Raw genomic sequence first — 23,228 nt, 5'->3', positions numbered from 1 at the left:
TATAACGGATAGAAAGAAAAATGCACAGTGTCACATGTACCCCTTTTCTTTAAGACTGATAAATTGATGATCACCGATGATCAAATGATCGACTAACTCGATTCCCATTATCAGTCCTGCTTCTATTAATCGTTTAGTAACATCGATATCTTCAGGTGAGGGTGAAGCGTTGCCGGATGGGTGGTTATGTGCGCATAAAATCGAGGCTGCAGAGCGTTTTACGGCTTCGCGAAACACCTCTCTAGGATGTACTATGGAAGCATTAAGCGAACCGATAAATATCGTTTGTTTATGAAGGATTTGATTCTTAACATTAAGGAAAAGAACAACGAAATGTTCTTGTTTTAAGGAAGTCATATCTGGCATTAAATAATTTGCGGCATCTTTCGGAGAGCGAATTGTAAATTTTTCATCCGTTTGTTGTTGAGAAAGTCTTCTTCCTAACTCAACAGCTGCGAGAAGTTGGACAGCTTTTGCTTCTCCAATCCCTTTGACGGACATCATTTCTTCCAAGGTAGTATTTTTTAATTCTTGAATTTGTTCGATAAAGTTAAGCACTCTATTAGCTAGCAGTAGAACAGACTCTTGCTTCGTACCTGTACGAAGCAAGATTGCAATTAATTCTTGATTGGACAAGCTTTGTGCACCTTGTCGAATAAGTCTTTCTCGAGGGCGGTCGGCTATATGAACATCACGAATCATTAAAGAAGGTGGTACATCCAAAGTCATTTGCTTATCTCCTTTTCAAACGCAATTACTTCAAGTGTTAACAACGTTTGGAACAAACGACTAATCGGTAAACCGACAACATTATTGTAATCCCCTTCGATTTTTTTTACGAATAATCCTCCCATCGTTTGAATACCGTAGGCACCAGCTTTATCCAAAGAATCTCCAGTCGCGACATAAGCATCTATTTGCTCGTCGGTTAGTTCATAAAATGTCACAAGCGTAGACTCTGCAAAACTGATACTTGTCCCGCCTCCTTGAATGGAGACACCTGTCACCACAGTATGCGTACGTCCAGAAAGTTTTTTTAAATATTCTTTTGCCTGTTCCTTATTTGTCGGTTTCCCTAAAAATTCTTGTTCTAAATGAACAATCGTATCTGCTCCAATTACAATAGCGGTTGGATTTTTTTCTACAATCGGCACCGTTTTTTTATTAGCTATAGACATGGCCATATCTTCTAGCGTAAGTTCCCCTTCTAGCTCTTCTGCAATATTTGCTGGTTGCACTTGGAATGGAATAGCTAATTTACTAAAGAGCTCTTTTCTTCTTGGCGACTCACTGGCAAGTATAAATGAATAATCAGTTGTTAATTTCAATGTAAATTCCTCCTTTTCAATAGCATACAAAAAAATTGAAAAAAGGAAAATTGTCTAAAAAACAAAACTATTTCATTTCTCCTTCGTATTTTGCTCAAAAACTCAATTTTACGCAATTGTTCTTTTCTAAATAATGCGCAAAAACATGTAATCGCATGACAGAAGAAACATCCGAAAATGTTGATACTGCTTGTACAATAGTCATTAAATCATCTGGATAATCTTCTTTTTTGGCAATCGAGTCGAAAAAATTTTTAGATATATTATCTTCTTGTAAAATATTAATCATTTTCTTCACTTTTGGATCTTCACACCCACTTGTAGAAACTAAGATATTTTTATTGAAACTAGGAAGTGCTTCTGTTTGTGGAGTCGGCACATCATTTAAAAATAGATCACTCCAAACAAAAAACTGATTTTCCACTTGCACAATGCCTGCTTTTTCTAAAGAAGGTTGCGTTGCCATAAAAGAGATAACACTTTCTTTTGAGGAAAACATACCGTACTGTTTTACATGGAAAGACAAAGTTCCATCTGCAGTAGCCTCTATTTTCCCGTCAGTGGATTGTTCAGCAGTCGGTGTCGTATCTTCCTCTTTTGCAACTTCCACTTTTTTATCATTGGCTAAATTAAGGATAAAACCAAAAAGTAAAACGCCAACCACGCCAATGATAAGCCCTTGAACACCAGCTAATATTATCTTCTTTCTCGGATTTCGCCTTCTAATCGGCATGACATCACCTCTTTTTTCACAACCTTATCACGAAAGACATAAAAAAAGACGAGACCTATGTCGGCTCGTCCTAAAAATTTATCGAGTTAAAAAAACAAATTCACATACCAATCGACAAGCGAATTTCCATAGAAATAAGCAAGTATCGCCGCAATGGCAATCGATGGACCAAAGGGAATCGGCGTTTTCCTACCCTTTTTCGCTTTTCGCAATACGATAATACCAATTACCGTTCCAATAACCGAAGCTAAAAATAAAGTCAATAAAGTATTAGTCAATCCTAGCACAATACCAATTACAAAAAACAACTTTATATCGCCGCCGCCCATACCAGCTTTCGACAGTAGCGCGATTAAAAATAAGACGCCAAACCCAATAACAGCTCCTACAATACTGTCCCACCAAGGCGTTAGTGGTGAAAATACACGGACAGCAATGAGAGGAATTAAAAAGAACATCAAAATTTTATCAGGAATAAGCATATAGGCCAAATCAGAAACAGTAATGATGACAAGCATAGAAATGAATAAAATGGCGGCAAACAACTCAATCGAAAAGCCGAGTTGAACATAAGCAAAGGCAAATAATAAACCCGTCACAAGCTCCATCACTGGATATATCCAACTAATTTTCGTTCCACAACCTCTACATTTTCCTTTCAAAAAAAGATAGGAAAACACAGGAACCAAATCGACTATAGTCAAATTCCGATCGCAAACCGTACAATGCGATGGAGGTTTTACAATCGATTCTCCCTTAGGAACTCGTAAACCAACTACGTTGAAGAAGGAACCGAATATGATTCCATATATGAAAAACAAAACAATTATAATAGTTTCCATTCGCTAGCCCCTTATGACATTTTTAATACATTCTTTATCCGCATACATATTTAAATCAGCCACATGATATAAATCCTCAAAAGTATGCAGGTCCTCCCCATAAAAGGCAATGCCAATACTAGGTTCAACATGCAAAGATATGATCGTATTTTCATACGCATTTGTAGCAAACATTGATCTGAGTTCATTCACCCATTCGAAAACAGCCGAATCCGACTCATATTCAGACAAAAATAAAATAAATTCATCTCCACCTAAACGAGCAACTATATCATTTTTTCGAACTGCCTTTTTCAATAAATTTGCCGTATACTGAAGCACTTCATCTCCAACCACATGCCCATATGCATCATTAATTTCTTTAAAATTATTTAAATCAAGCAATACGATTGCTGCGTTGCCACTTTCTTTACGAACCATCTCCGCTAATTTATGACCTACTTTCATCACAAAATAAGTACGATTATGTATTTCCGTTAATGTATCATGATAGGCCATATGCATGATTATTTTCTCTTTTTCCACTTCCTCTGAAACATCGCGCCACATAAAGTAATAGATTTTATCCTCTTTCGTTTGCACAAGGGAGGCATCAATCGCTACATGTATTATCCTACCTTTCCGTGGCATCTCAAAAGTCATCCGGTAGTCATGTATCGTTTCATTTTCCTGTAAGTCAAAAGCAAGTTTTCGCAGCAAGTTTTGGTTGTTTTTCGTTTGAACGAACTGCATGAAATTACAAGTAGTTTTTGCATGAACACTAAGCTGCTGCTTGGCATAATCATTTATCTCTAATATATCCCAGCTACTACTAACAGTMATTATGGCAATTGGACTTAAGTTAAATAGCGTTTCATAGCGCTTCGATATATTTGGTAATAAGCCGTAACGCAAAACGGAAATAGACAGGAAAATAGAGAAAATAATCCCTTCATATATATAGGTATAGGGCGGTACATGTTCTCCAAAATTCGTATACCCTAAAACGATATTCGACATGAACACAACAGCAGTACTGATCATTAAAAAACGAAGTAAGTTTTTTTGATGGGCTAATGATGCTTTCAAATAACCAACAAATAGGATGAAGAACATGCATGCGATAAACACATTACCTACTGTGATCGTAACATAATACTGCAAATTGAAAACAGGAACATACCATATGCCTTCAGACACAAAGTCCGTATTGGAGATTAAATTAACATCAAATAACAAAGCAAGGACGACGAGAATAAAAGGAACATAAAAAAGATATACATACACACTTTTTTTCACCCGATCTCGAAAAAAAGCTAAATATGTATATAGATGAAAGGTAATACCTAGCACGAGAAGCCCCAAGTTCCCCAAAAACAACTTCGATATAATCGCACTATAGCTAATTGGCAATAAATGTCTAAAAAACTCTTCCAAAAATAATAGACTATAAATGAAGACAATAGAAGCAACAAGCCTATTTTCAAGCCGATTCGGCTGCTGAGAAATCACGACACATGCCATACCAAACAAATAGAGTGCCGGTAAGATATAAACAGCTATATAAATAGTCATTTGAGATAAAGTCATCGGCTATCTCCCTATCCATTTTATAATTTCAAGAAAAAACGAGTAAACATATTTACAGTTTACTCGCCATCGTAAAAGAACGTCGTTACTTGAATTTCTACTGAAATCGAATCGACTGAATCCACTTTATAATACTGTTCTTCTCCAGGTAAAGAAAAACTTAATTGATCCACTCGAACAATACGCTCCGCTTTTTCAAGTTCTTCCATAAACTGCTTCAAATGATCATAGTCTTTTGTTAGAACTGATAAGTTAAAAGTGATTAGCTTTAATTGTGGAGGAAGTACAATATTTGCAACTGGTGAAACGGGTGTTTCTGTTTCAGTAGTTGTATCTGTTACTTCTGTTATATCCGATGTTTCCGTGTTCTCCGTATTCGTTTCTTCTTCCGTTTGAGTTGGAACAAGTGCCGATTCCGACACAACCTCATCATAATTATTAAAATTCACAGACATAATTTTGGATTCACTAATCAGTTCAATTTCTTCAATCGAACGAATTAACTTATCTAAATCGCGGGTAAGCGGAACTTTTTTCTTTAAAGCAAATGTATGCTCTTCAGGCTCCTCTTCCGCTACTGGAGTTGTTAACTGTTCTTGTAAAACAGCAACTTCACTGCGAACATTGGATACAGTTACTTCCTTCGAATTTTTTTCTTCACTTAAAGGATAAATGACAAAATAATAAATAGCACCAAGGATTACAACAACCAGTGCAAGTAATAATAGATAGCCCGTTCTTTTATTACTGACTAAATCATTCATTTTAGGGCACCTCCTGCACTTAAATACGCTTGGTCAATGATCAAACTAATCCTTGTCGAATACCGTGACTGCACATCAAAATTAGTCTCCGTAGTGTCAGAAGTAGCCTCCGTGCCCACTGATGGCTCAAAACTTGAAATTTCCTGTACTTGCACATCTGTAAAATAGGCACTATTTAATAGCTTCTCTACAAAAATAGACAAATCATTCATCGTTTCAAAATCTGCCCCAAGGTTCACCGCTGTTTCTCCAAATTCATAATCTCGTAAATAAGTGTTTTCCACTAATAATCCATGCACTTCATCGATTAATGGGCTAACCGGATACGAAACACTCTCAACGAAGGCAACGGAGGAAGAGAGACTTCCTTGTTCCTCTGTATTTGGAGTAGAGACTTGTGCCGCTAAAACATCTCGTTCTGCCACTACTTGTGTTTCTTCTAATGTTAAAGCATTAATATCCTTCTTTAACGAGAATAATTGCATACCCAAAAATAATAGAATGGCAAGGACCAAAACGATACCTAAAATAACAACAAGGTTACTGGACTGTTTACCTTCTATTTTTGGCAATAAATTAATTTCAGGAACCATTAATTTACCTCCTTATGTACAAGCCCAATAAGTGGAACATGTCTTGCTTTAAAGTTGGGATACATCTTTTGAACTTCCGCATCCCCTATATAAGTAACTGGAGTATCATAATTTGCTCGAATTTCACCTAAAATATAAGTAATATCCGGCGAGTCTCCTAAGACGATCAATTCATCTACTGCTTTTTCCCCTTTATAAAGAGAAAAACGATAGAAATTGAGAATACGATCGATTTCAGCGATTTGATCGATTAATAGCATACGATATTCTTCTATTTCCCCATCATACGAAAATTGAACTTCCCCATTATCTCCTTGACGACTGTTCCACTTTTGCATGGGAGTGTCAATCGTTTGATAGCGAAGAAATTCTAACTCCCCAGGCCTATAAATACTAATGGATACCCCACCAATAGACCAATCCGTGATGAGATAACTCTTTTTATCGGTAAAAGCATTCATATTTTCTAACAAACGAATGGTAGATAAAGTCCGTACATCGGCCACTGTCGGCGTTAAAGAGACATCATCCAATAAACCTGCCATTTTCCCTACTTCTTCAGAAGGAGCAGCAAAAAGAGTCGCTTCCCCGTCATTGGGCTTTGCATCATATACATCAATTAGCGGATTGGTAAAAGGCAAATGAATGGTTTGTCCAAGCTCCATTTCCACATAAGCTTTTAACTTAGCAGATACCACATCAGCAGGATGCTCAAATGACTTCATCATAACCGAACTATCGGGCACAAAAAAACGAACATCATGACGTTTGATCCCCCAAGCAGCTACAAGTTCTTTCAATTCCTCAAATAAGGCCATCTCATCCCGAATCGTATCGCCTTCCATGATTCCAGCTTTTAAAGGATGTTCATGCACAACGGCTTGTTTTATATCTTGGCTGTTCATAACAATTGCCCGGATGACATATTCATCCACTTCCAAAGCAACAAAACGTTTCTTTTTATTTTTGAACATAGCCGTTTACCCCCTTTATATTTCTAACTATTTCTATTTCTATTTCTATTTTAGTTTCACATTTCAGGAAACGATTGGCTCGTTTGCTCAAAGGTGAAAATAAGGGAATACAGCAGACTCGGTCTGCTGTATTTACAATAATAAATTCTAATTAAATATTTATTATTGATCTAATTTCGCCAAAATAGCGGCTTCTGTAGCCGGGCTTGCAATTATATATTTACTAGTAGCAGATGAAAATTTATCTGTTGCTAAACCTGACCATGTTAATTCCCAATCTGCTTTAGCAACTTGATCAGTAGGGGCTAATGTAATACCATCAACATAACTCTGAATTTCACCATTATCACAAATTTCATTATCAGCGGCTACTGCTGCAGGGGTTGCTGCAGTTTTACCTTTACAGTCACCGTTAGTATATGCTAATTTTGCTCCTGCAATAATTGTTGATGCTTCAGCTAAAACCGCTTTGTCTCTAGAATTATTAATTATGCCTCCAATAGATGGCACTGCAATTGCAGCAACAATAGCAAGGATTACGATTACCGCTAGAAGCTCGATAAGTGTTAAACCTTTTTGATTTTTAAGTATTTTTGTAAATTTTTTCATTTTATTATTCCTCCTAGAATTAGTATTAATCATTTGGTTAGGTGTTTCATTCATCATTGTTTTCATGACTTATCACCTCCTTTAATAGAAAACAATGATTAAATTTGTTCGTACATACTGAACATCGGTACCATAATGGCCATAACGATTGTTCCTACAACTGCCGCTAAAATCACAATCATTAGTGGTTCGATTAAGGATTTCAAGGCATCTACTGTGCGGTCGACATCGTCTTCGTAAAACACTGCAACTTTTTCTAACATATAGTCAAGTGAACCTGTTTGTTCACCAATTGCCGTCATTTGTGTAACAAGTGGCGGGAAAATCCAACTTTTTTCAAGTGGCGCTGTTAGTGTGCTTCCTTGTTCTAGGCTTGTCCTAGATTCTCGTACTACTTTTGCTACTACTGGATTGCCTATTACTTTTTCAACAATGGTAAGCGCCTGTAAAATAGGCACTGAACTACTGAATAAGGAAGAAAGTGTTCGAGTCATCCGTGCGATTGCTGACTTTTGAAGTAGCTTTCCAAAAATCGGGATTCTCAGTAATAGAACATTTATAGAATAATTAAATGCTTCATTATTCTTGTATAAATAGTTGAATACGAAAACTATGATAAGAATTAGCGCCAAAACAATATACCAAGATGATTGGAGTATTCCACTAATGCCCATGACCATTTTTGTGATGGCCGGTAGTTCCGCCCCCATATCTTCAAACATGGATACAAATTGGGGGACAATCGTTAACATCAGAAACCCCGCAACAAATACGGTAAGAACAAGTAAAACGACCGGATATGCCATCGTAGACTGGACTTTCTTTTTCAAATTAAATTGCTTTTCATAGGAAAATGCTAATCTCTCTAATGATTCATCCAGATTCCCAGTCGCTTCCCCTGCACGAATCATATTGACGAATAAGGCAGGAAACACTTTAGGATATCTAGCTGTTGCATCCGAAAATGATAAACCAGATTTTACATCTTCTTCGACTGCTTGCAATGCCTTTTTCAATGGCTTACTGGAAGTTTGTTCTCCTAATATTCTAGTAGACTCTAAAATGGAAACCCCAGCTCTTATTAACGTTGCGAACTGTCTACTATATATAACAAAATCTTGGTTTTTCACTTTTGTGCCAATAGAAAGCTCTTTGTGCAAAATACTTTTCGATTCTTCTAGTTCCCTTGGATTAACTCCCTGCGCACGAAGTTTGGTTATGGCTGCTTGTTTGTTTATTGCGTCTACAGTGCCTTTTTTTAATGTTCCTTGTGCCGTTCGACCGTTGTATTTAAACACAACCATCAATACTCACCTACATTCATAAATGGCTTGGCAGACTCCAGTGAAACTTTACCTGTAGTTACCAAGTTTTGTATGGATGATTCGAGCGTATGCATGCCAAGTGCCCGGCTTGTTTGCATGACGTTTTGAATTTGATGGACTTTTTCATTGCGAATAAGGTTTGCCACGGACGGTGTTTGCACTAATATTTCGGTTGCCGCTATCCGCCCCTTTGCGTCATGTCGAACGAATAGCCTTTGAGAAATGATTCCTTGTAATACATTGGCCAATTGAATACGAATTTGCCCTTGCTGATGCGGAGGGAATACATCTATGATTCGATCAATAGTAGTTGGCGCACTACTTGTATGCAACGTTGCCATAACTAAGTGACCTGTTTCCGCCGCGGTAATGGCAGTAGAAATCGTTTCTAAATCACGCATCTCTCCAACTAATATGACATCCGGGTCTTGCCGAAGTGCGGCACGTAAACCATTGGCAAAACTTTGCGTATCTGCCCCTACTTCACGTTGGTTAATGACAGACTTTTTATGGGTATGTACATACTCTATTGGATCTTCTAATGTAATAATATGCTTGGCCTGAGTGGAGTTAATATAGTCAATCATCGATGCAAGCGTCGTTGACTTACCAGATCCAGTTGGACCGGTTACTAATATTAACCCTTGTGGCTTATCCGCTAGGCTATAAAGTACATTTGGCATCCCAAGTGTCTCAATGGCTGGTATTTTCGAATCAATCATACGTGCTGCAATGGATACTTGCTTTTGTTGATGATAGGCATTAATACGAAAACGGCATTGCTCTGGTATTTCGTAACTAAAGTCTAGCTCCCCTTTTTCTTCAAATTCTTGAATTTTCGAAGCAGGCAAAAGCTCTTTTAGCATTTCTTTTGTATCATACTCATCCAAAGCAGTATCACCGAATGTTTGCAAGGCACCATTCACCCGAAATACTGGAGGCAGTCCTACGGTAATATGAAGATCGGATGCCCGATCCAAAAAAGATTTCTCTAGTAAGCTGATAATCGAAATTTTCATCTGATCCACCTCAATCTGCCGTTGCAACACGGAGCACTTCTTCCGTCGTCGTTAACCCTTGTTGCACTTTTAATAATCCATCTTCTAGTAAATTATAATAACCAGTTTCCTTCATATGGCTTCGAAGTGTCATCGTACTTTTTCCGGTCAAAATAACATCTTTTACGACTTCATCCATAGCAAGTACTTCATGAATCGCTACCCGACCTCTATAACCCGTATTATTACAAGCAGGACATCCTCTACCACGACACACCTTGGTTATTTCCATACCACGTTCAGCGAATATAATTTTTTCCCGTTCATTTGGCTCTTGTACTTCCATACAGTCACGGCAAACTTTACGAACCAATCGTTGTGCAACAACTCCAACAAGAGAAGAGGAAAGTAAGAAAGGCTCCACTCCCATGTCTTTCATACGCGAAACAGATTCTACTGCACTATTGGTATGTAATGTACTTAATACGAGATGCCCTGTTAAAGAAGCACGAACAGCAATTTGAGCAGTTTCTAAATCACGAATCTCACCAACCATGACAATATCAGGATCTTGACGCAAAATTGATCTTAATCCTGCAGCAAAAGTCAGTCCTACTTCTTCTCGAACTTGAATTTGGTTAATGCCTTGTAATTGGTATTCCACTGGATCCTCAACGGTAATGATATTAACATCTTCTCCGTTTAACTCATTTAATGTCGCATACAAAGTAGAAGATTTCCCTGAACCAGTTGGACCAGTAATCAATACAATTCCATTTGGTTTTTTAATCATTTCACTGAATGTATCGAAATTCTTTTTATTGAAACCAAGCTTTTCAGTACTATTCAATGCACTACTTAAATCTAAAATACGCATTACGACTTTTTCGCCGTATATGGTCGGTAAAGTGGAAAGCCGAATATCAACTGGTTTCATATTAACAGTCAATTTTATACGTCCATCTTGGGGAACTCTATTTTCCGTTATATTCAGATTACCCATAATTTTAATACGAGCTAAAATAACATTTTGCATATGCTTGGGTAGCGCTCGTTCTGTTTTCAACATGCCATCTACCCGGTAACGAACACGCAATTCCGTTTCTTGAGGGTCAAAGTGAATATCACTTGCACGTTGGGCAACACCATTTGCAACAATTTGGTTCACTAGTCGTACGATTGGTGAATCTTCATCCGTAATTTGCGTATCATTTTCCAACTCAGTTGGAGCCATATCAACTAATGCTTGGTCCATAGACTCTTGCAAATCATAGTACTTTGTAATGGTCCGGAATACATCATCTTTTGCAGCAATACTTGTCTCAATTTGACAACCCGTTGCCATACGAACTTCTTCAATAGCAAAGTAATCCATGGGATCAGCCATTGCGATCAGCAACTTATTTTTATCTTTACGTATTGGCATTATATGCGTACGTTTAGCTAGTTCCTTAGGGACTAAGTGAATAAGCTCGGGTTCGATAGAAAATTGGTTTAAACTGACGTGGGGGATCCCTAATTGAAACTCCAGTACTTCTATTAACTGTTGCTCGGTTAATAAGTTTTCCCGTATCAAAAAGTCTCCCAGTTTTTCGTCTCTACTTTTATTGGTTAAGGCATACTCTAATTGTTCGTTATTAATAACATGTGATTCAACTAGTAAGTCACCTAAACGTTTCCGCGTATTTGCTTTCATCATCTTTCCTCCCTCTACGGCTATTTCGATTCTGGATGGATGATGTTCCCAGCTTTATCGTAATAACTTCCTTCTGATAATCCAGTAGATTCATCGATTTCTATTTGTTCCTCTTCATTTGTTTCTTCCGAAGATGGAGAAGAAGTTGGAGGAACTGGCTTCATATCTGGTAATCCATCACCATTTAGATCAATAGTCAAGTCCGGATCGGTTAAAGTTGGTACTTCTGGAACTAAGGAAGACTTCAGAATGACTCTATTTACTGGTGGGTAATAATCTTGGTCGATCAATTCTTCCTTTTCAAACGGTCCTGATTTATCTGAAATAGTTCGATAGACTGAGACTCGAAGACCAGCCTTGCCTTCTTGCACAAGTTCTTCTTGCCCCACTTTTAAATCAGCTGAATAGCGATAGATTATTCTAGGTTTTATTTCTACTCTATCTCCCAAACGATATGTCGCTTCCGTATCTAATGGTACAGAATATATTTCGATTAATAAATCTGTCCCTTTTATTTGTACTTTTAATACTGCAGGCGCTGCTTCCTTATTTACAAATTTGAAATCTTCATTCGAATTTTTACGTACTTTCGCTTCTACTCCTGGTTGTAGGTAACCTGGCATAGCCCCTTGTGAATGGCGTTCTAATATCTCAAAATTCGTTTGAAGTATTACACTATATAGCACAGAAGCAACAAAATCTGCCGTTTCATTACTGGCTCCTAAGTTTACGTCGCTTAGGTGATCTAATAGAGAAAATACTTCCCCACTTCCAATCACTTGTTCGTTTAAAGCCGATACGATATTGGTTAAATCGTTAGTATTGACTGCAATATTTTCTAACTCAAATGCCATTCGCTCCGATTCAAACATAGAGAAATCTAAGGCAACAGTTTCTATTGGTTGGGTAGAAAGTACACCAACCTGATTGGTAATATTCGCAATCGTTTCATCCACATTCAATTGGGCATTTCCTTCGATTAAAGTAGTTAATTCGGGATGGATCGAAAACTGCAATGGAATGTGAACAGTTGGTGTGGATTTCCAAAATGCAAACCAAGGCTTATCTACTTGATTTAAATACTGATCGACTGATGCTTCTACGTCAAAGCTAAACCATTCTGGCTCTATCGCAATTTCTATACTATTACCAGTCAACAAAACTGGATTTCGTTTCCACTCTAAAATTTTCGTATTCAATAGAGAGATAATCTCCTCTTTTTTAAGAGAGTCTACTTCTTGCCCGCCAATAGTAGATCCCGAGCTCTCCCCTTCTGCTTGAACTTGTTGTTGCAAAGGTGTGAAGTTACTGGACCATAAATACAATAGAAATGATGTTAAAATAATTAAAATAGCCGTTTTCCAAATGAGCTTCATAAGTACACCTTCCTCTAACTAACATTATGTATAAGTTTATCTATCTATTTTATCTTCCATAAATAAAGTAATATAATGATTATAACGAATTATATAATTCTAGTCGATTCTAGTATTAAAGTTTCATACTAAATCATATTTATCAATCAATAAGATTTTTATTGATTCTTTTTACTTATTTATATATTATTAAGCTAATAATTACAAGAGGTTAATAGAAGAAAATAAAATTACTTTACAATATCTTCATATAAAGTTTCTAGCAAAAATTTACACCCTATCTTAGTATAGTATATAGAAGGCCATTATTGACAAAATTCACAAGCGAAAAGGATGATCACTTTTGTTAAACAGACTTAAAAATACAAGTGGATTCACGCTTGTGGAAATACTAGCTTCCGTCGTATTACTGACTGTTGTCATTTCATTATTTCTAACCATGTTCCCTCAAATGGCTAATATAAACAATAAAAATGGAGAAAACTTGGATGCGGCGAATGTGGGGAAAGAATTACTTGTAAAAATGAAGAAATTGACATTAGATAAAGCAATATTAAAAGAAAACCTACCTATAACCATTTCATCAAATATTAATTCATCTTCAAATCCGATTATTATCTTAGGAACATATGATTCAAATAATCAATCTTTTAAAGCTAAGATTACCATTTGGCCAACACCCGATGTAAATGGGGCACAAACTTTACATAGGATGCAAATAGACATTATGAACTCTAATGACAGAATACTAACAACAACCTATGGATATCTTAAGAATTGAAGTTTTACTGAAGAGGAGATTTCTTATGGCAAAAAGATTTAACGAAAAGGGAATAACTTTAGTAGAATTGTTAGCTGCACTTGCATTGTTTGGAATAATTTCTGTCCTTATTTGGAATTTCTTTTTTCAAGCTTTAAGTTTTAATGATCGAGAAGTTACTAAAAATCAATTGCAACAAGAGGCAAATTTGATTATAAATACGATTCAGCAACTACATACTAAATCAACAATAACTAGCATAACAAACACTAATAATACCTTAACCGTAAATTACGGTGTAGATAAACATGAAGATTTTGACAAAAAAAATATTCTCTACATTTTAGAACCATCAACAATTATTCCTAGTAAAGAATTCAAATTTAAGCTAACTTTAAAGTCTTCAACAAATGATGCTGTAAAATTCCAAGTAGAAACGACATTTAGTAAATTAAAATAAGGAGTGTGAAAAAAATGAAGAAAGTTCATAATGAACAAGGCTATACCCTTCTCCTTACAATGGTTCTAATTACTGTAGTAGTTTTACTCTTTGCAACTTTTACAATGAAAGCTCTAAGTCAGCAAAAACAGGTAGAACAGACCGACGATACTTTTGAAGTTACGGCGATTGCTGAAATGGGGATTGAGTATTACCATACAGAAGTTTTGAATCTAATTACCGAAACTTTATTTTCACTTAAAAATGATAATAGGTATAAGGATACCTTAGTTGATGACCAGCTAACAGCATCAGAAAAAACAAATCGAATTAACTCTTTAGAGCTTGAATATCGTACTAAACTACAAAAACAACTAGAATGTATTGATAATGATAAAGATTTCGAGAATAGTATTTGTCCTCATTCAGATAAAAGTATTAATCTAATAAAAACTGTAAATGAAATAAATTCTAGTCCTTCTGTCAATTTTTCCTTGTTAGATTCAAAAATTCTTACTTCATCAGGACATCCTCAATTAGAAATTGAAGTTGAAGGAAACATTTCAAATAAACAAAACAAAATATCAACTATATTAAACTTGCCTGCAAACTTACTTAATGCCACCTTTATTCCTGGTGCTACAATCACTTCAGGTACACATGGGGGAACAATAACCGCTGAAGATGATCTAGTGATTTCTAATAAAACTACAATCTCTAATCAGATTAAACTATATAATAGAGTAACTATAACTACCACTAATCGAAGTGAAATTTATAATTCTAATATTTATATAAAAAAATTAGAATTTACTAACAATAAAGAAAGTAATGGCAATAAAGATATTCTGAAGTTAAATGGAAATTCAAAGGTATGTATTAAAGAAATTTCCGGATTTGATGCAAAAAAAATTAACACTACAGGTGGTTCAAATGTCTATATCTTAACTGTTAAAACACCTACCGTGATAGAAAATGCTATTCGTTTTGTTTTAGCAGAAGAATTCAATTCTAAATGTAACTTTATTAATACAATTGAAGAGGACAGTTATGTAATACATGAAACTGTAGTTGTAGATGATATTACTGAAGAAGTCATATATCATTAATTTAAAATTTATCTATTGATTTTGGACCTTATGTTAGAACAATTATACGAAATTCCGACAATTAACTACAATTCATTTATAGGGTTTAGTGAACATACCTTAACAACCGAGGAATAGATAAAAAGATAAAAGATGAGCGGAACCCGCCCCTGTGGCAGTCACAAATTGAAGGCATTTGAGTCTGTCACAGGGGCGGGCAAGGGTTCGTCTAACTTGGTTTTGTTTAGGGAATTTGTCTTCTTAGAAAGTAACAGTAACCGAAATTATATCTTCGGTCGATTACACTTTGGGCAGAGAGCCTATGTTTCTACCCTCAATTTCAAGAACTAAATCATTTCTAGGGCTTAGTTGATACAACATGTAAGTAACTTTATAACCGGAAAAAAGAAGTTGTCCATTGTCGAATTTACAGTCGACTTAAGACAACTTCTTTCTATTTCAAAAATTCCGTAACCCAACTCCTCACTTGTGTTAGCCACAAATTAAGGAACATTTTTGTTTGCTGCAGGGAGGGATAAGGAAATTTTAGCTTTTCATTTCCCCTATCTCACATACTCCGCCACCCGATTTCTACCAGCCTGCTTAGCCCCAGTATACAAAGCCCTATCCGCATTACGAAGAAGCGACATACCTTCATCACTATCTTCAGGCGCGGTGGCAACTCCAATACTTGCTGTTATGAAGATGATTTTCTCACTGGCTGCCTGGTCTAGATCTGCTAGCACAATAAATGGAGTTTGTTCAATTTTTCGACGGAGCTGTTCAGCGATGTGAAGCGCCTCGGTTTTTGTGTAGTTCGGAAGTAAGATGACAAATTCTTCTCCACCATATCTTGCAACGGTTCCACTACTTCCAATTTCCCTTTTAATAATTTGGGCAAACTCTTGCAGAATAAGATTTCCACTATGATGTCCAAAGGTATCATTGACTGCCTTGAATTTATCAATATCCATCATGATTAATGACAAGGTACTATATTGTCCGAGCGTCAATTTTTCCATATCCGATTCAAGTTGTCTATCAAAATAACGGTAATTATGCAATTTTGTTAATTCACACCGTTCACTTTTAGCTACTGCTTCTCGTACATACTTTGCTTTTTCCACCGAAACGGCAAAATAAGAACAGAGTAAATGGATGATTTTAAGTTGGTATGCCTCGAAAGAATATTTATGGCGAGATGCCAAGACTAGGACACCTTCTATTTTTTGGTTGCGATAAATAGGTACAGCCATCACACTTTGCATTTCTAAATTTAAAAATGGAGGCTTTATATGAATCCATTCGCTTTGTTTATTGTATAAAGTTGGAACTCCTTTTTCGTAAACAATCCCTGCTAGGCTGTTTGCAAGCTCTTCATGTGCAAAGTGCAGGTCTTTGTTTTCTCCATCTTCAATTGCACGCAGTATTTCAAAACTTCCATATAAATCATCGACAATATAAGCAGCATCCATCGGAAACATGTTGGCAATTCTATCTATGAACATATCGATAATCTCTCTGCCAGTCATCCGCTCCGCCAATTCGTGACCAAATTCACTAGCTTTTTTCAAATCACCATTCACTTTTTCCGAATCACTATATAGTCTTATTAATAAGGTGATCAATATAAATGGCACCCCAAGTAACCAAAAAGCACTAGTACCGACGTAACTTTGAAGAAAATATAAACTTAATCCAAATGGTAAGGTCATAAGTAATCCAGTAGCATCCCAGCCAAAATCTCTCGTAAGAAATTTAGGTTCGAGTCCTGTAAGCACGTCTCTAACGTATAAAAATAAGTGATTCAATATAATATATAAAACCGCATAAATAGAACCGTATACCAATACATCTTTCACGACTAAGGTGCCTAATTCAAACCCAATAAAATGAACAATCGCACCACATATAACAGAAACTAAAAAAAACATAAAAGAGCAATATACAATTCGGTAAGCGTTTTCTCGATTCGTTTTCATGTGATAAGCAATTGGGATTAAACATAATTGCATGACTAGCAATTCCGCGAAAATACCATAATTCAAATAGATTGCTATCGAAACCCATTGCACTAGAAACATCGTTGTTCCAGATATAAAAAACGGGAAAATGGTAGTAAGCAACGCTAAAGCTAATAAAAATGACATTATACCCCAGTTAATTTGCCGCATGGGAGCGTAGAGATAAGCTAAATATGTACCAAGAGGCACTACTAATAGCCATAATATATAAATATTCTTTTTCGCTTTATCCGAAATATCCATAGAACTATTTTCCACCTCTTTAGTGTTTTTCGACTAAGACAAATAGCATGTCCTCAACTATTTTTAATTGTACCATGAATTTATTAGAATTTTTAATCTACTAATTAACCATTTTCACTCTTACTTCTGTAATAAAATATAATGATCCAGTGATAATAGTCACAGTTGATTTTTCATTATTTTTAAAATATATTTTATCTATATCTTTAGTAATGTATTTTTCACTGTGCGAACAGTGTTTATATAAAATGGAAGCTGGAAGTGCTCTTTCATGATGAAAATTTACAAATTCAAAAGAGCTAGCAACCTCCTCTAATTTTCGGAGCATATAAATATAATCCTTATCTTTTAAAATACCAACGATAAAATGGATTTTATTATTCGGAAACATTTCTTTAATCGTTTCTACTAGTGCATTGATGCTTGCTTCGTTATGCGCACCATCAAAATAAACATTTGTGTCTACCCTCTCCATTCTACCGAGTAAACTTGCTTTTTTTACAGCAGTTTGAACTTTGTTTTTATCTAACGGTGCACCACTTTCTATGAGTGCAGTAATTGCTAAGGCCATATTAGATAGTTGGTGTCTACCTAACATTTGTGGATGTAGATTTTCAAATATATTTTTTCCATATGTATACGTGTTTTGTTGTATAGAAAAAGTTTTACCGAATTCTATAAGTTGTGCATTTTTTTCGTTCACTTCTTTATTTACTTCATATTTTGCTTCTTCCGTTAATGGCCCTATTATAAGTTTGCCATTCTCTTTGGTAATGCCTGCTTTATGCCAACTTATTTTTTCGATTGTATCTCCTAAAAAGTTGGTATGGTCAATTGATATACTGGGGATAATTGCGATCGACTGGTCCATCACATTTGTGCTATCTAATCTCCCCCCCATGCCCGTCTCGATAAACACCATATCCAATGGTGCTTCTTCCAAAACGAGAAAGGCAACTACTGTTAAAAGTTCAAAATCAGTTAGCATGCCACTTAGTCCTGCTCCTTGTATTTTTCGGAAAGCATTGGCCATCTGTTCCTCTGTGACGTTTTGGCCATTTAATTGGATTTGATCATGCACATCGACTATGCTTGGCGACGTAAACGAGCCATAAGACAAACCATGTTCTTTTGCCAGTGCACTTAAAAATGCAATGGTCGACCCTTTGCCATTTGTACCCGCCACGTGGATGACCTGGTGCTTATTTTGCGGATTCCCTAATATATTTAAGGCTATTTGCATAGATTCAAGCCCTGGTTTTATCACTGTTTCACTTTCTACTTTCCACTTTTTTTTGTACGTATTAAAATTTGTTATTTCCACGTATTTTACCCTACTTCCGTCTTTGTTCTTTTCGTGCTAAACTTCTTATGAACACTATTATAACACGCAATCGAAGGGGTCTTTCATTATGCAAACATGTTGGATTGTATACAACGGTAGTCTTACTCACGATAAATTTATCGACCAAGCGCTCCTCCTTCAAGAAGCTGCTGAAAAACAAGGAATCCAAGCAACATTAGTGAAAAACTATGAGCTGCTTATGAATGTCCAGCAATATTTACCGGTCAGACCCGATTTTGTCGTCTTTCTTGATAAGGATATTTTGCTAGCCAAATATTTAAAAAATCAAGGTATTCCTGTTTTTAATGATCMAAACGTCATTGAGATTTGTGACAATAAAGCGCAGCAATATATCGCTTTAGCACAAGCACATGTACCAATGCCCATCACAATTATTGCACCTAAAGTATATAGCGGCTTTTCTATAGAGCAGACAGGTTATTATGAACAAGTATTAGCAACTTTAAAGTTACCGATGATTATAAAAGAAGCACATGGATCGTTTGGCATGCGTGTCTATTTAATCGAAACAAGAAAACAGTTTTTCGAAAAAGTCGCGGAGCTTAGCGGAGTTGAATACGTATTTCAACAATTTATCGAGACGAGTCGAGGACGAGATATTCGTGTTAATGTAGTAGGCGGACAAGTAGTTGCTTGCATGCATCGACATTCCGAAACAGATTTTCGCGCCAATATTACAAATGGCGGTACTGCTTCTTCTATTATGTTGACGGAAAGACAAAAAGAAGTAGCCATCCAAGCTGCGGCTGCACTAAACGCAGAATTTGCAGGTGTCGATTTATTATTTGGGGAAGATGAAGAACCTTTAGTATGTGAAGTAAATGGGGTTGCCCATATCCGTAACATATACAACGTAACCGGCATCAATGTGGGAGACTTTATGATTAGTTATATCCTTTCCAAAGTTGGAGCGCTCACGATATGAACGGCTTATTAATATATGAATTAAAGGAAATGGAACGCAATCGAAGTTTCATAGACCGGCTTATAAATGCTGCAGAAAGTCATGGACTCACCCTTACTGTAATAGATGATCAAACTCCTACTATTCCAGATGTTGATTTCATCTTTTTTAGAGCAAGAAATCCTAAACTTGCTAAGCAACTAGAAGAGCGGAATATCCCCATGTTTAATCGGGCAGAAGTAAACTCAATAGCCAATGATAAATTAAAAGCTATTCAGCTCGTGCAACTTCTTGGAATAGCAGCTGTGCCAACTAAGAAAATAAAAAGTACTAATGATATTATAGAATATCCAACCGTGTTAAAAACAGTAGATGGCTATGGCGGAACACAGGTAGAACTTGTTCCAACAAAAGAAGATGCGGCTGTTTTCCTAGAAGAACACAAGTCCCAAACAATCATCGCACAAACCTATATCGAAACAAATGCAACAGATGTGCGGGTATTTATGTTAGGAGAAACAGTAGTAGGTGCGGTGAAACGCATTGGTGCAGAAAATAGTTTCAAATCTAATTTCACACTTGGTGGTAGGGTAGAAAAATATAGTTTAAATGCACAACAAGTTGCGGATGTACAAAAAATCGCTAAGGCATTAAAAAGTGATTACATCGGGATAGATTTTCTACTGCTTCCTGACGGAAATTGGCTGTTCAATGAAATTGAAGACCCAGTTGGCGCTAGATCTTACTTCGCAACTACCGGACAAGATATTGCTATACCGATCATGAATTATATAAAGAAAAAATTAACAGAAAAAGAGTGCGCCGATTGACCTGGCTGCACTCTTTTTTTATTATAAGTTCTTCAATTCTTCCAAGCGTTTTAACACAGTTGCATGTTTTTCTAAATAATCTTGTTCTTTTGCACGTTCTTCTGCAACTACTGCCTCTGGTGCTTTGGATACGAAGCGTTCATTTGATAATTTCCCTTGAACGAGCTTCACTTCTTTTGCCCATTTTTCTAATTCTTTTTCTAAACGAGCTTTTTCTGCATCGATATCGATTAATCCTTGTAGTGGAAGATATAATACAGCTCCAGTTACAACTGCTGACATCGATTGACCAGGCGCTTCTAAATCCAATCCAATTACAAGTGGTTCTGGATTACAGAAACGCTCTAAATATTTTGCGTTTGCTTCAAGTACTGCTAACGTATCAGCATCTTTTACAGAAATGTATAGCGGTACTTTTTTGCTCATTGGCGTTTGTACTTCTGAGCGGATATTACGTACAGAACGAATGATTTCTGCAAGTAATTTCATGCTAGCTGCTTCTTCTTTATTGGAAAGAGCTTCGTTCACAGTTGGCCAAGGAGCTACTGTAATAGACTCCCCTTCATGCGGTAGGTTTTGCCAAATTTCTTCCGTGATGAAAGGCATAAATGGATGTAATAGTCTCATTGTATTATCCAAAACATATGCTAATACAGAACGAGTCATTTTCTTCGCTTCTTCAGCGTCTCCGTTAAGCGGAAGTTTGGACATTTCAATATACCAGTCACAGAAATCATCCCAAATGAAGTTATAAAGGGCACGCCCTACTTCACCAAACTCATATTTCTCTGAAAGTCTTGTTACTTGCTCGATTGTTTCGTTTAGACGCGTTAAAATCCATGCATCTGCAACTGACTTTTTACCATCTAAATTAATTTCTTCAAATTTTAAGCCATCCATATTCATCAATGCAAAACGAGATGCATTCCAAATTTTATTGGCAAAGTTCCAAACTGCTTCTACTTTTTCAGTAGAATAACGTAAATCTTGCCCTGGGGATGAACCAGTACTTAAGAAATAACGTAGAGAATCGGCACCGTATTGGTCGATTACGTCCATTGGGTCTATCCCGTTTCCAAGTGATTTAGACATTTTACGTCCATCTTCTGCACGAACAAGTCCATGGATTAATACATCCTCAAACGGACGAGTTCCTGTAAATTCGATTCCTTGGAAAATCATACGGGAAACCCAGAAGAATATAATATCATAACCAGTTACAAGTGCATTCGTTGGATAATATTTTTTAAACTCTTCGTTTTCTGCACTCGGCCAACCAAGTGTGGAGAATGGCCATAAAGCTGAGGAGAACCAAGTATCTAATACATCTTCGTCTTGTTGCCAATTGTCAGCGTCAGCTGGAGCATCGTGTCCAACATAAACTTCGCCAGTTTCTTTATGATACCAAGCAGGGATTCGATGACCCCACCATAATTGTCGGGAAATACACCAATCATGGATATTTTCCATCCATTGTAAGTAGGTTTTCTCAAAGCGGTCCGGTACAAAGTTTACTTTTCCTTCCGCTTGTTGTAACTTAATCGCTTCTTCTGCAAGTGGTTGCATTTTAACGAACCATTGTAAAGATAAATAAGGTTCAACAACGGCTCCACTACGCTCTGAATGGCCTACTGAATGTAAATGTTCTTCTATTTTGAATAAAACACCTGCATCTTGTAAATCCTTAACGATTTGTTTACGGCATGCAAAACGATCCATACCTTCGTAACTTGCAGCGTTTTTATTCATCGTACCGTCTTCATTCATCACTAAAATACGTTGTAAATTATGACGGTTACCAATTTCAAAGTCATTCGGGTCATGGGCAGGGGTAATTTTCACTGCTCCACTACCAAATTCCATATCTACGTAATCATCTCCAACGATTGGAATTTCGCGTCCAATGATTGGCAGTTTAACTGTTTTCCCGATTAAATGTTTATAACGCTCATCTTCCGGATGTACCGCTACTGCCGTATCACCTAGCATCGTTTCCGGGCGAGTTGTTGCAACATCAATGGAACCAGTACCATCTGTTAGTGGGTAATGCATATGATAGAATGCACCCTGTACATCTTTGTGTATTACTTCGATATCGGATAGTGCCGTTTTTGTCGCAGGATCCCAGTTAATAATGTACTCACCACGGTAAATTAGCCCTTTATTGTACAGCTTAACGAAAACTTCTTTTACAGCATTCGATAAACCTTCGTCTAGTGTGAAACGCTCACGAGAGTAGTCTAGACCAAGTCCAAGTTTTGACCATTGTGCACGAATATGACCTGCATATTCTTCTTTCCATTTCCATGTTTCTTCGACAAACTTTTCGCGGCCTAGATCATAACGAGAAATATTTTCCGAACGTAGCTTTTCTTCTACTTTTGCTTGTGTTGCAATACCTGCGTGGTCCATACCAGGTAACCAAAGTGCATCGTACCCTTGCATACGTTTCATACGTGTCAGAATATCTTGTAGAGTAGTGTCCCAAGCGTGACCTAAATGTAATTTTCCAGTTACGTTTGGAGGTGGTATTACGATAGTATACGGTTTTTTATCACTTTCTGGGTGTGCTTCGAAGAATTTTCCTTCAAGCCACCACTCATATCGACCTTTTTCAATCGACTGAGGATCATACTTGGTTGGCATCGTTGTTTCATTTGTCATATTGTTTCCTCCTAAAAAATGAATATAAAAAAACTCCTGTCGTCATTAAAGGACGAAGGAGTTTGTTCGCGGTACCACCTTTATTCGCAGATGCCAAAATGCA

At 36.6% G+C, this 23,228-nt stretch carries 21 protein-coding genes and 1 other annotated feature (1 of these 22 cut by a window edge); of the genes, 5 read left to right on the top strand and 16 right to left on the bottom strand.

The window, feature by feature from the left end; all coding sequences use genetic code 11:
• Positions 1 to 30 precede the first annotated feature (30 nt).
• The 13 genes from radC to AC1DFT_RS07410 all read right to left on the bottom strand — a co-directional run bounded on the left by radC (position 31) and on the right by AC1DFT_RS07410 (position 12,807).
• Positions 31 to 729, bottom strand: coding sequence for a RadC family protein (radC, locus tag AC1DFT_RS07470; RefSeq protein WP_477918565.1), 699 nt, complete (start codon positions 727 to 729; stop codon positions 31 to 33).
• Positions 726 to 1,328, bottom strand: a complete 603-nt coding sequence (locus AC1DFT_RS07465) for a Maf family protein (protein ID WP_477918564.1) — start codon at positions 1,326 to 1,328, stop codon at positions 726 to 728. The genes radC and AC1DFT_RS07465 overlap by 4 nt, the downstream gene beginning before the upstream one ends.
• Before the next feature lie 94 nt (positions 1,329 to 1,422).
• Complete coding sequence (locus AC1DFT_RS07460) at positions 1,423 to 2,061, bottom strand: hypothetical protein (RefSeq protein ID WP_477918563.1); 639 nt, start codon at positions 2,059 to 2,061, stop codon at positions 1,423 to 1,425.
• 86 nt (positions 2,062 to 2,147) lie between these two features.
• On the bottom strand, positions 2,148 to 2,903 hold the full coding sequence (locus AC1DFT_RS07455; protein WP_477918562.1) for a prepilin peptidase: 756 nt from the start codon (positions 2,901 to 2,903) through the stop codon (positions 2,148 to 2,150).
• 3 nt (positions 2,904 to 2,906) lie between these two features.
• Positions 2,907 to 4,472 carry a GGDEF domain-containing protein gene (locus AC1DFT_RS07450; protein ID WP_477918561.1) on the bottom strand — a complete coding sequence of 522 codons (1,566 nt, stop codon included), beginning with the start codon at positions 4,470 to 4,472 and terminating at the stop codon, positions 2,907 to 2,909.
• Between the two features lie 59 nt (positions 4,473 to 4,531).
• Complete coding sequence (locus AC1DFT_RS07445) at positions 4,532 to 5,236, bottom strand: potassium transporter (protein WP_477918560.1); 705 nt, start codon at positions 5,234 to 5,236, stop codon at positions 4,532 to 4,534.
• Entirely contained in the window at positions 5,233 to 5,829 is a 597-nt protein-coding gene (locus AC1DFT_RS07440; protein ID WP_477918559.1) for a hypothetical protein, read from the bottom strand. Before AC1DFT_RS07440 ends, AC1DFT_RS07445 begins: the two co-directional genes overlap by 4 nt.
• A complete protein-coding gene (gene pilM, locus AC1DFT_RS07435; RefSeq protein WP_477918558.1) occupies positions 5,829 to 6,803 on the bottom strand; it encodes a type IV pilus biogenesis protein PilM in 975 nt (324 codons plus the stop codon). Before pilM ends, AC1DFT_RS07440 begins: the two co-directional genes overlap by 1 nt.
• Before the next feature lie 162 nt (positions 6,804 to 6,965).
• Complete coding sequence (locus tag AC1DFT_RS07430) at positions 6,966 to 7,412, bottom strand: type II secretion system protein (RefSeq protein WP_477918631.1); 447 nt, start codon at positions 7,410 to 7,412, stop codon at positions 6,966 to 6,968.
• A gap of 98 nt (positions 7,413 to 7,510) precedes the next feature.
• Positions 7,511 to 8,716: a type II secretion system F family protein gene (locus AC1DFT_RS07425; RefSeq protein ID WP_477918557.1), complete on the bottom strand. Its 1,206-nt coding sequence runs from the start codon at positions 8,714 to 8,716 to the stop codon at positions 7,511 to 7,513.
• The gene (locus AC1DFT_RS07420; protein WP_477918556.1) at positions 8,716 to 9,756 is read right to left on the bottom strand and encodes a type IV pilus twitching motility protein PilT; all 1,041 of its coding nucleotides are present in this window, start codon (positions 9,754 to 9,756) and stop codon (positions 8,716 to 8,718) included. The genes AC1DFT_RS07425 and AC1DFT_RS07420 overlap by 1 nt, the downstream gene beginning before the upstream one ends.
• Positions 9,757 to 9,766: 10 nt before the next feature.
• Positions 9,767 to 11,431, bottom strand: a complete 1,665-nt coding sequence (locus AC1DFT_RS07415; protein ID WP_477918555.1) for a GspE/PulE family protein — start codon at positions 11,429 to 11,431, stop codon at positions 9,767 to 9,769.
• A gap of 20 nt (positions 11,432 to 11,451) precedes the next feature.
• Entirely contained in the window at positions 11,452 to 12,807 is a 1,356-nt protein-coding gene (locus tag AC1DFT_RS07410) for a VanW family protein (protein WP_477918554.1), read from the bottom strand.
• Positions 12,808 to 13,150: 343 nt separating this feature from the next.
• Between AC1DFT_RS07410 and AC1DFT_RS07405 the strand changes: the two genes are divergently transcribed.
• From AC1DFT_RS07405 to AC1DFT_RS07395, 3 genes are read left to right on the top strand one after another with little or no spacing between them, the layout of a single operon-like run.
• Positions 13,151 to 13,588 carry a PulJ/GspJ family protein gene (locus AC1DFT_RS07405; protein WP_477918553.1) on the top strand — a complete coding sequence of 146 codons (438 nt, stop codon included), beginning with the start codon at positions 13,151 to 13,153 and terminating at the stop codon, positions 13,586 to 13,588.
• A gap of 25 nt (positions 13,589 to 13,613) precedes the next feature.
• A complete protein-coding gene (locus tag AC1DFT_RS07400; RefSeq protein WP_477918552.1) occupies positions 13,614 to 14,027 on the top strand; it encodes a prepilin-type N-terminal cleavage/methylation domain-containing protein in 414 nt (137 codons plus the stop codon).
• 14 nt (positions 14,028 to 14,041) lie between these two features.
• Positions 14,042 to 15,115 (top strand): hypothetical protein, encoded by a 1,074-nt coding sequence (locus AC1DFT_RS07395; RefSeq protein ID WP_477918551.1) that lies wholly within the window; start codon positions 14,042 to 14,044, stop codon positions 15,113 to 15,115.
• 542 nt (positions 15,116 to 15,657) lie between these two features.
• On the opposite strand, the gene AC1DFT_RS07390 is transcribed toward AC1DFT_RS07395, so the two are convergent.
• Together AC1DFT_RS07390 and AC1DFT_RS07385 are read right to left on the bottom strand one after the other, a co-directional pair.
• On the bottom strand, positions 15,658 to 17,361 hold the full coding sequence (locus AC1DFT_RS07390) for a sensor domain-containing diguanylate cyclase (RefSeq protein WP_477918550.1): 1,704 nt from the start codon (positions 17,359 to 17,361) through the stop codon (positions 15,658 to 15,660).
• A 100-nt stretch (positions 17,362 to 17,461) separates the two neighbouring features.
• Positions 17,462 to 18,685: a bifunctional folylpolyglutamate synthase/dihydrofolate synthase gene (locus AC1DFT_RS07385; protein ID WP_477918549.1), complete on the bottom strand. Its 1,224-nt coding sequence runs from the start codon at positions 18,683 to 18,685 to the stop codon at positions 17,462 to 17,464.
• Positions 18,686 to 18,773: 88 nt separating this feature from the next.
• Between AC1DFT_RS07385 and AC1DFT_RS07380 the strand changes: the two genes are divergently transcribed.
• Together AC1DFT_RS07380 and AC1DFT_RS07375 are read left to right on the top strand one after the other, a co-directional pair.
• On the top strand, positions 18,774 to 19,652 hold the full coding sequence (locus AC1DFT_RS07380) for an ATP-grasp domain-containing protein (RefSeq protein WP_477918548.1): 879 nt from the start codon (positions 18,774 to 18,776) through the stop codon (positions 19,650 to 19,652).
• Positions 19,649 to 20,461 carry an ATP-grasp domain-containing protein gene (locus AC1DFT_RS07375; RefSeq protein WP_477918547.1) on the top strand — a complete coding sequence of 271 codons (813 nt, stop codon included), beginning with the start codon at positions 19,649 to 19,651 and terminating at the stop codon, positions 20,459 to 20,461. Before AC1DFT_RS07380 ends, AC1DFT_RS07375 begins: the two co-directional genes overlap by 4 nt.
• Before the next feature lie 21 nt (positions 20,462 to 20,482).
• Here the strand turns inward: AC1DFT_RS07375 and AC1DFT_RS07370 are convergent, their stop codons facing one another.
• Positions 20,483 to 23,125 carry a valine--tRNA ligase gene (locus AC1DFT_RS07370; RefSeq protein ID WP_477918546.1) on the bottom strand — a complete coding sequence of 881 codons (2,643 nt, stop codon included), beginning with the start codon at positions 23,123 to 23,125 and terminating at the stop codon, positions 20,483 to 20,485.
• Between the two features lie 45 nt (positions 23,126 to 23,170).
• Positions 23,171 to 23,228: a binding site (T-box leader), on the bottom strand; it runs 169 nt beyond the window's last position.

Source organism: Psychrobacillus sp. 05T411 (assembly GCF_056396485.1).
The sequence above is the reverse complement of the archived record's forward strand: the minus strand, read 5'-3'. Positions and strand labels throughout refer to the sequence as shown.

Coding starts and splice junctions, on each gene's coding strand:
- radC (WP_477918565.1), bottom strand. CDS start 729: ATGACTTTGGATGTACCACCTTCTTTAATGATTCGTGATGTTCATATA.
- AC1DFT_RS07460 (WP_477918563.1), bottom strand. CDS start 2,061: ATGCCGATTAGAAGGCGAAATCCGAGAAAGAAGATAATATTAGCTGGT.
- AC1DFT_RS07455 (WP_477918562.1), bottom strand. CDS start 2,903: ATGGAAACTATTATAATTGTTTTGTTTTTCATATATGGAATCATATTC.
- AC1DFT_RS07445 (WP_477918560.1), bottom strand. CDS start 5,236: ATGAATGATTTAGTCAGTAATAAAAGAACGGGCTATCTATTATTACTT.
- AC1DFT_RS07440 (WP_477918559.1), bottom strand. CDS start 5,829: ATGGTTCCTGAAATTAATTTATTGCCAAAAATAGAAGGTAAACAGTCC.
- pilM (WP_477918558.1), bottom strand. CDS start 6,803: ATGTTCAAAAATAAAAAGAAACGTTTTGTTGCTTTGGAAGTGGATGAA.
- AC1DFT_RS07430 (WP_477918631.1), bottom strand. CDS start 7,412: ATGAAAAAATTTACAAAAATACTTAAAAATCAAAAAGGTTTAACACTT.
- AC1DFT_RS07425 (WP_477918557.1), bottom strand. CDS start 8,716: ATGGTTGTGTTTAAATACAACGGTCGAACGGCACAAGGAACATTAAAA.
- AC1DFT_RS07420 (WP_477918556.1), bottom strand. CDS start 9,756: ATGAAAATTTCGATTATCAGCTTACTAGAGAAATCTTTTTTGGATCGG.
- AC1DFT_RS07415 (WP_477918555.1), bottom strand. CDS start 11,431: ATGAAAGCAAATACGCGGAAACGTTTAGGTGACTTACTAGTTGAATCA.
- AC1DFT_RS07410 (WP_477918554.1), bottom strand. CDS start 12,807: ATGAAGCTCATTTGGAAAACGGCTATTTTAATTATTTTAACATCATTT.
- AC1DFT_RS07400 (WP_477918552.1), top strand. CDS start 13,614: ATGGCAAAAAGATTTAACGAAAAGGGAATAACTTTAGTAGAATTGTTA.
- AC1DFT_RS07395 (WP_477918551.1), top strand. CDS start 14,042: ATGAAGAAAGTTCATAATGAACAAGGCTATACCCTTCTCCTTACAATG.
- AC1DFT_RS07390 (WP_477918550.1), bottom strand. CDS start 17,361: ATGGATATTTCGGATAAAGCGAAAAAGAATATTTATATATTATGGCTA.
- AC1DFT_RS07375 (WP_477918547.1), top strand. CDS start 19,649: ATGAACGGCTTATTAATATATGAATTAAAGGAAATGGAACGCAATCGA.
- AC1DFT_RS07370 (WP_477918546.1), bottom strand. CDS start 23,125: ATGACAAATGAAACAACGATGCCAACCAAGTATGATCCTCAGTCGATT.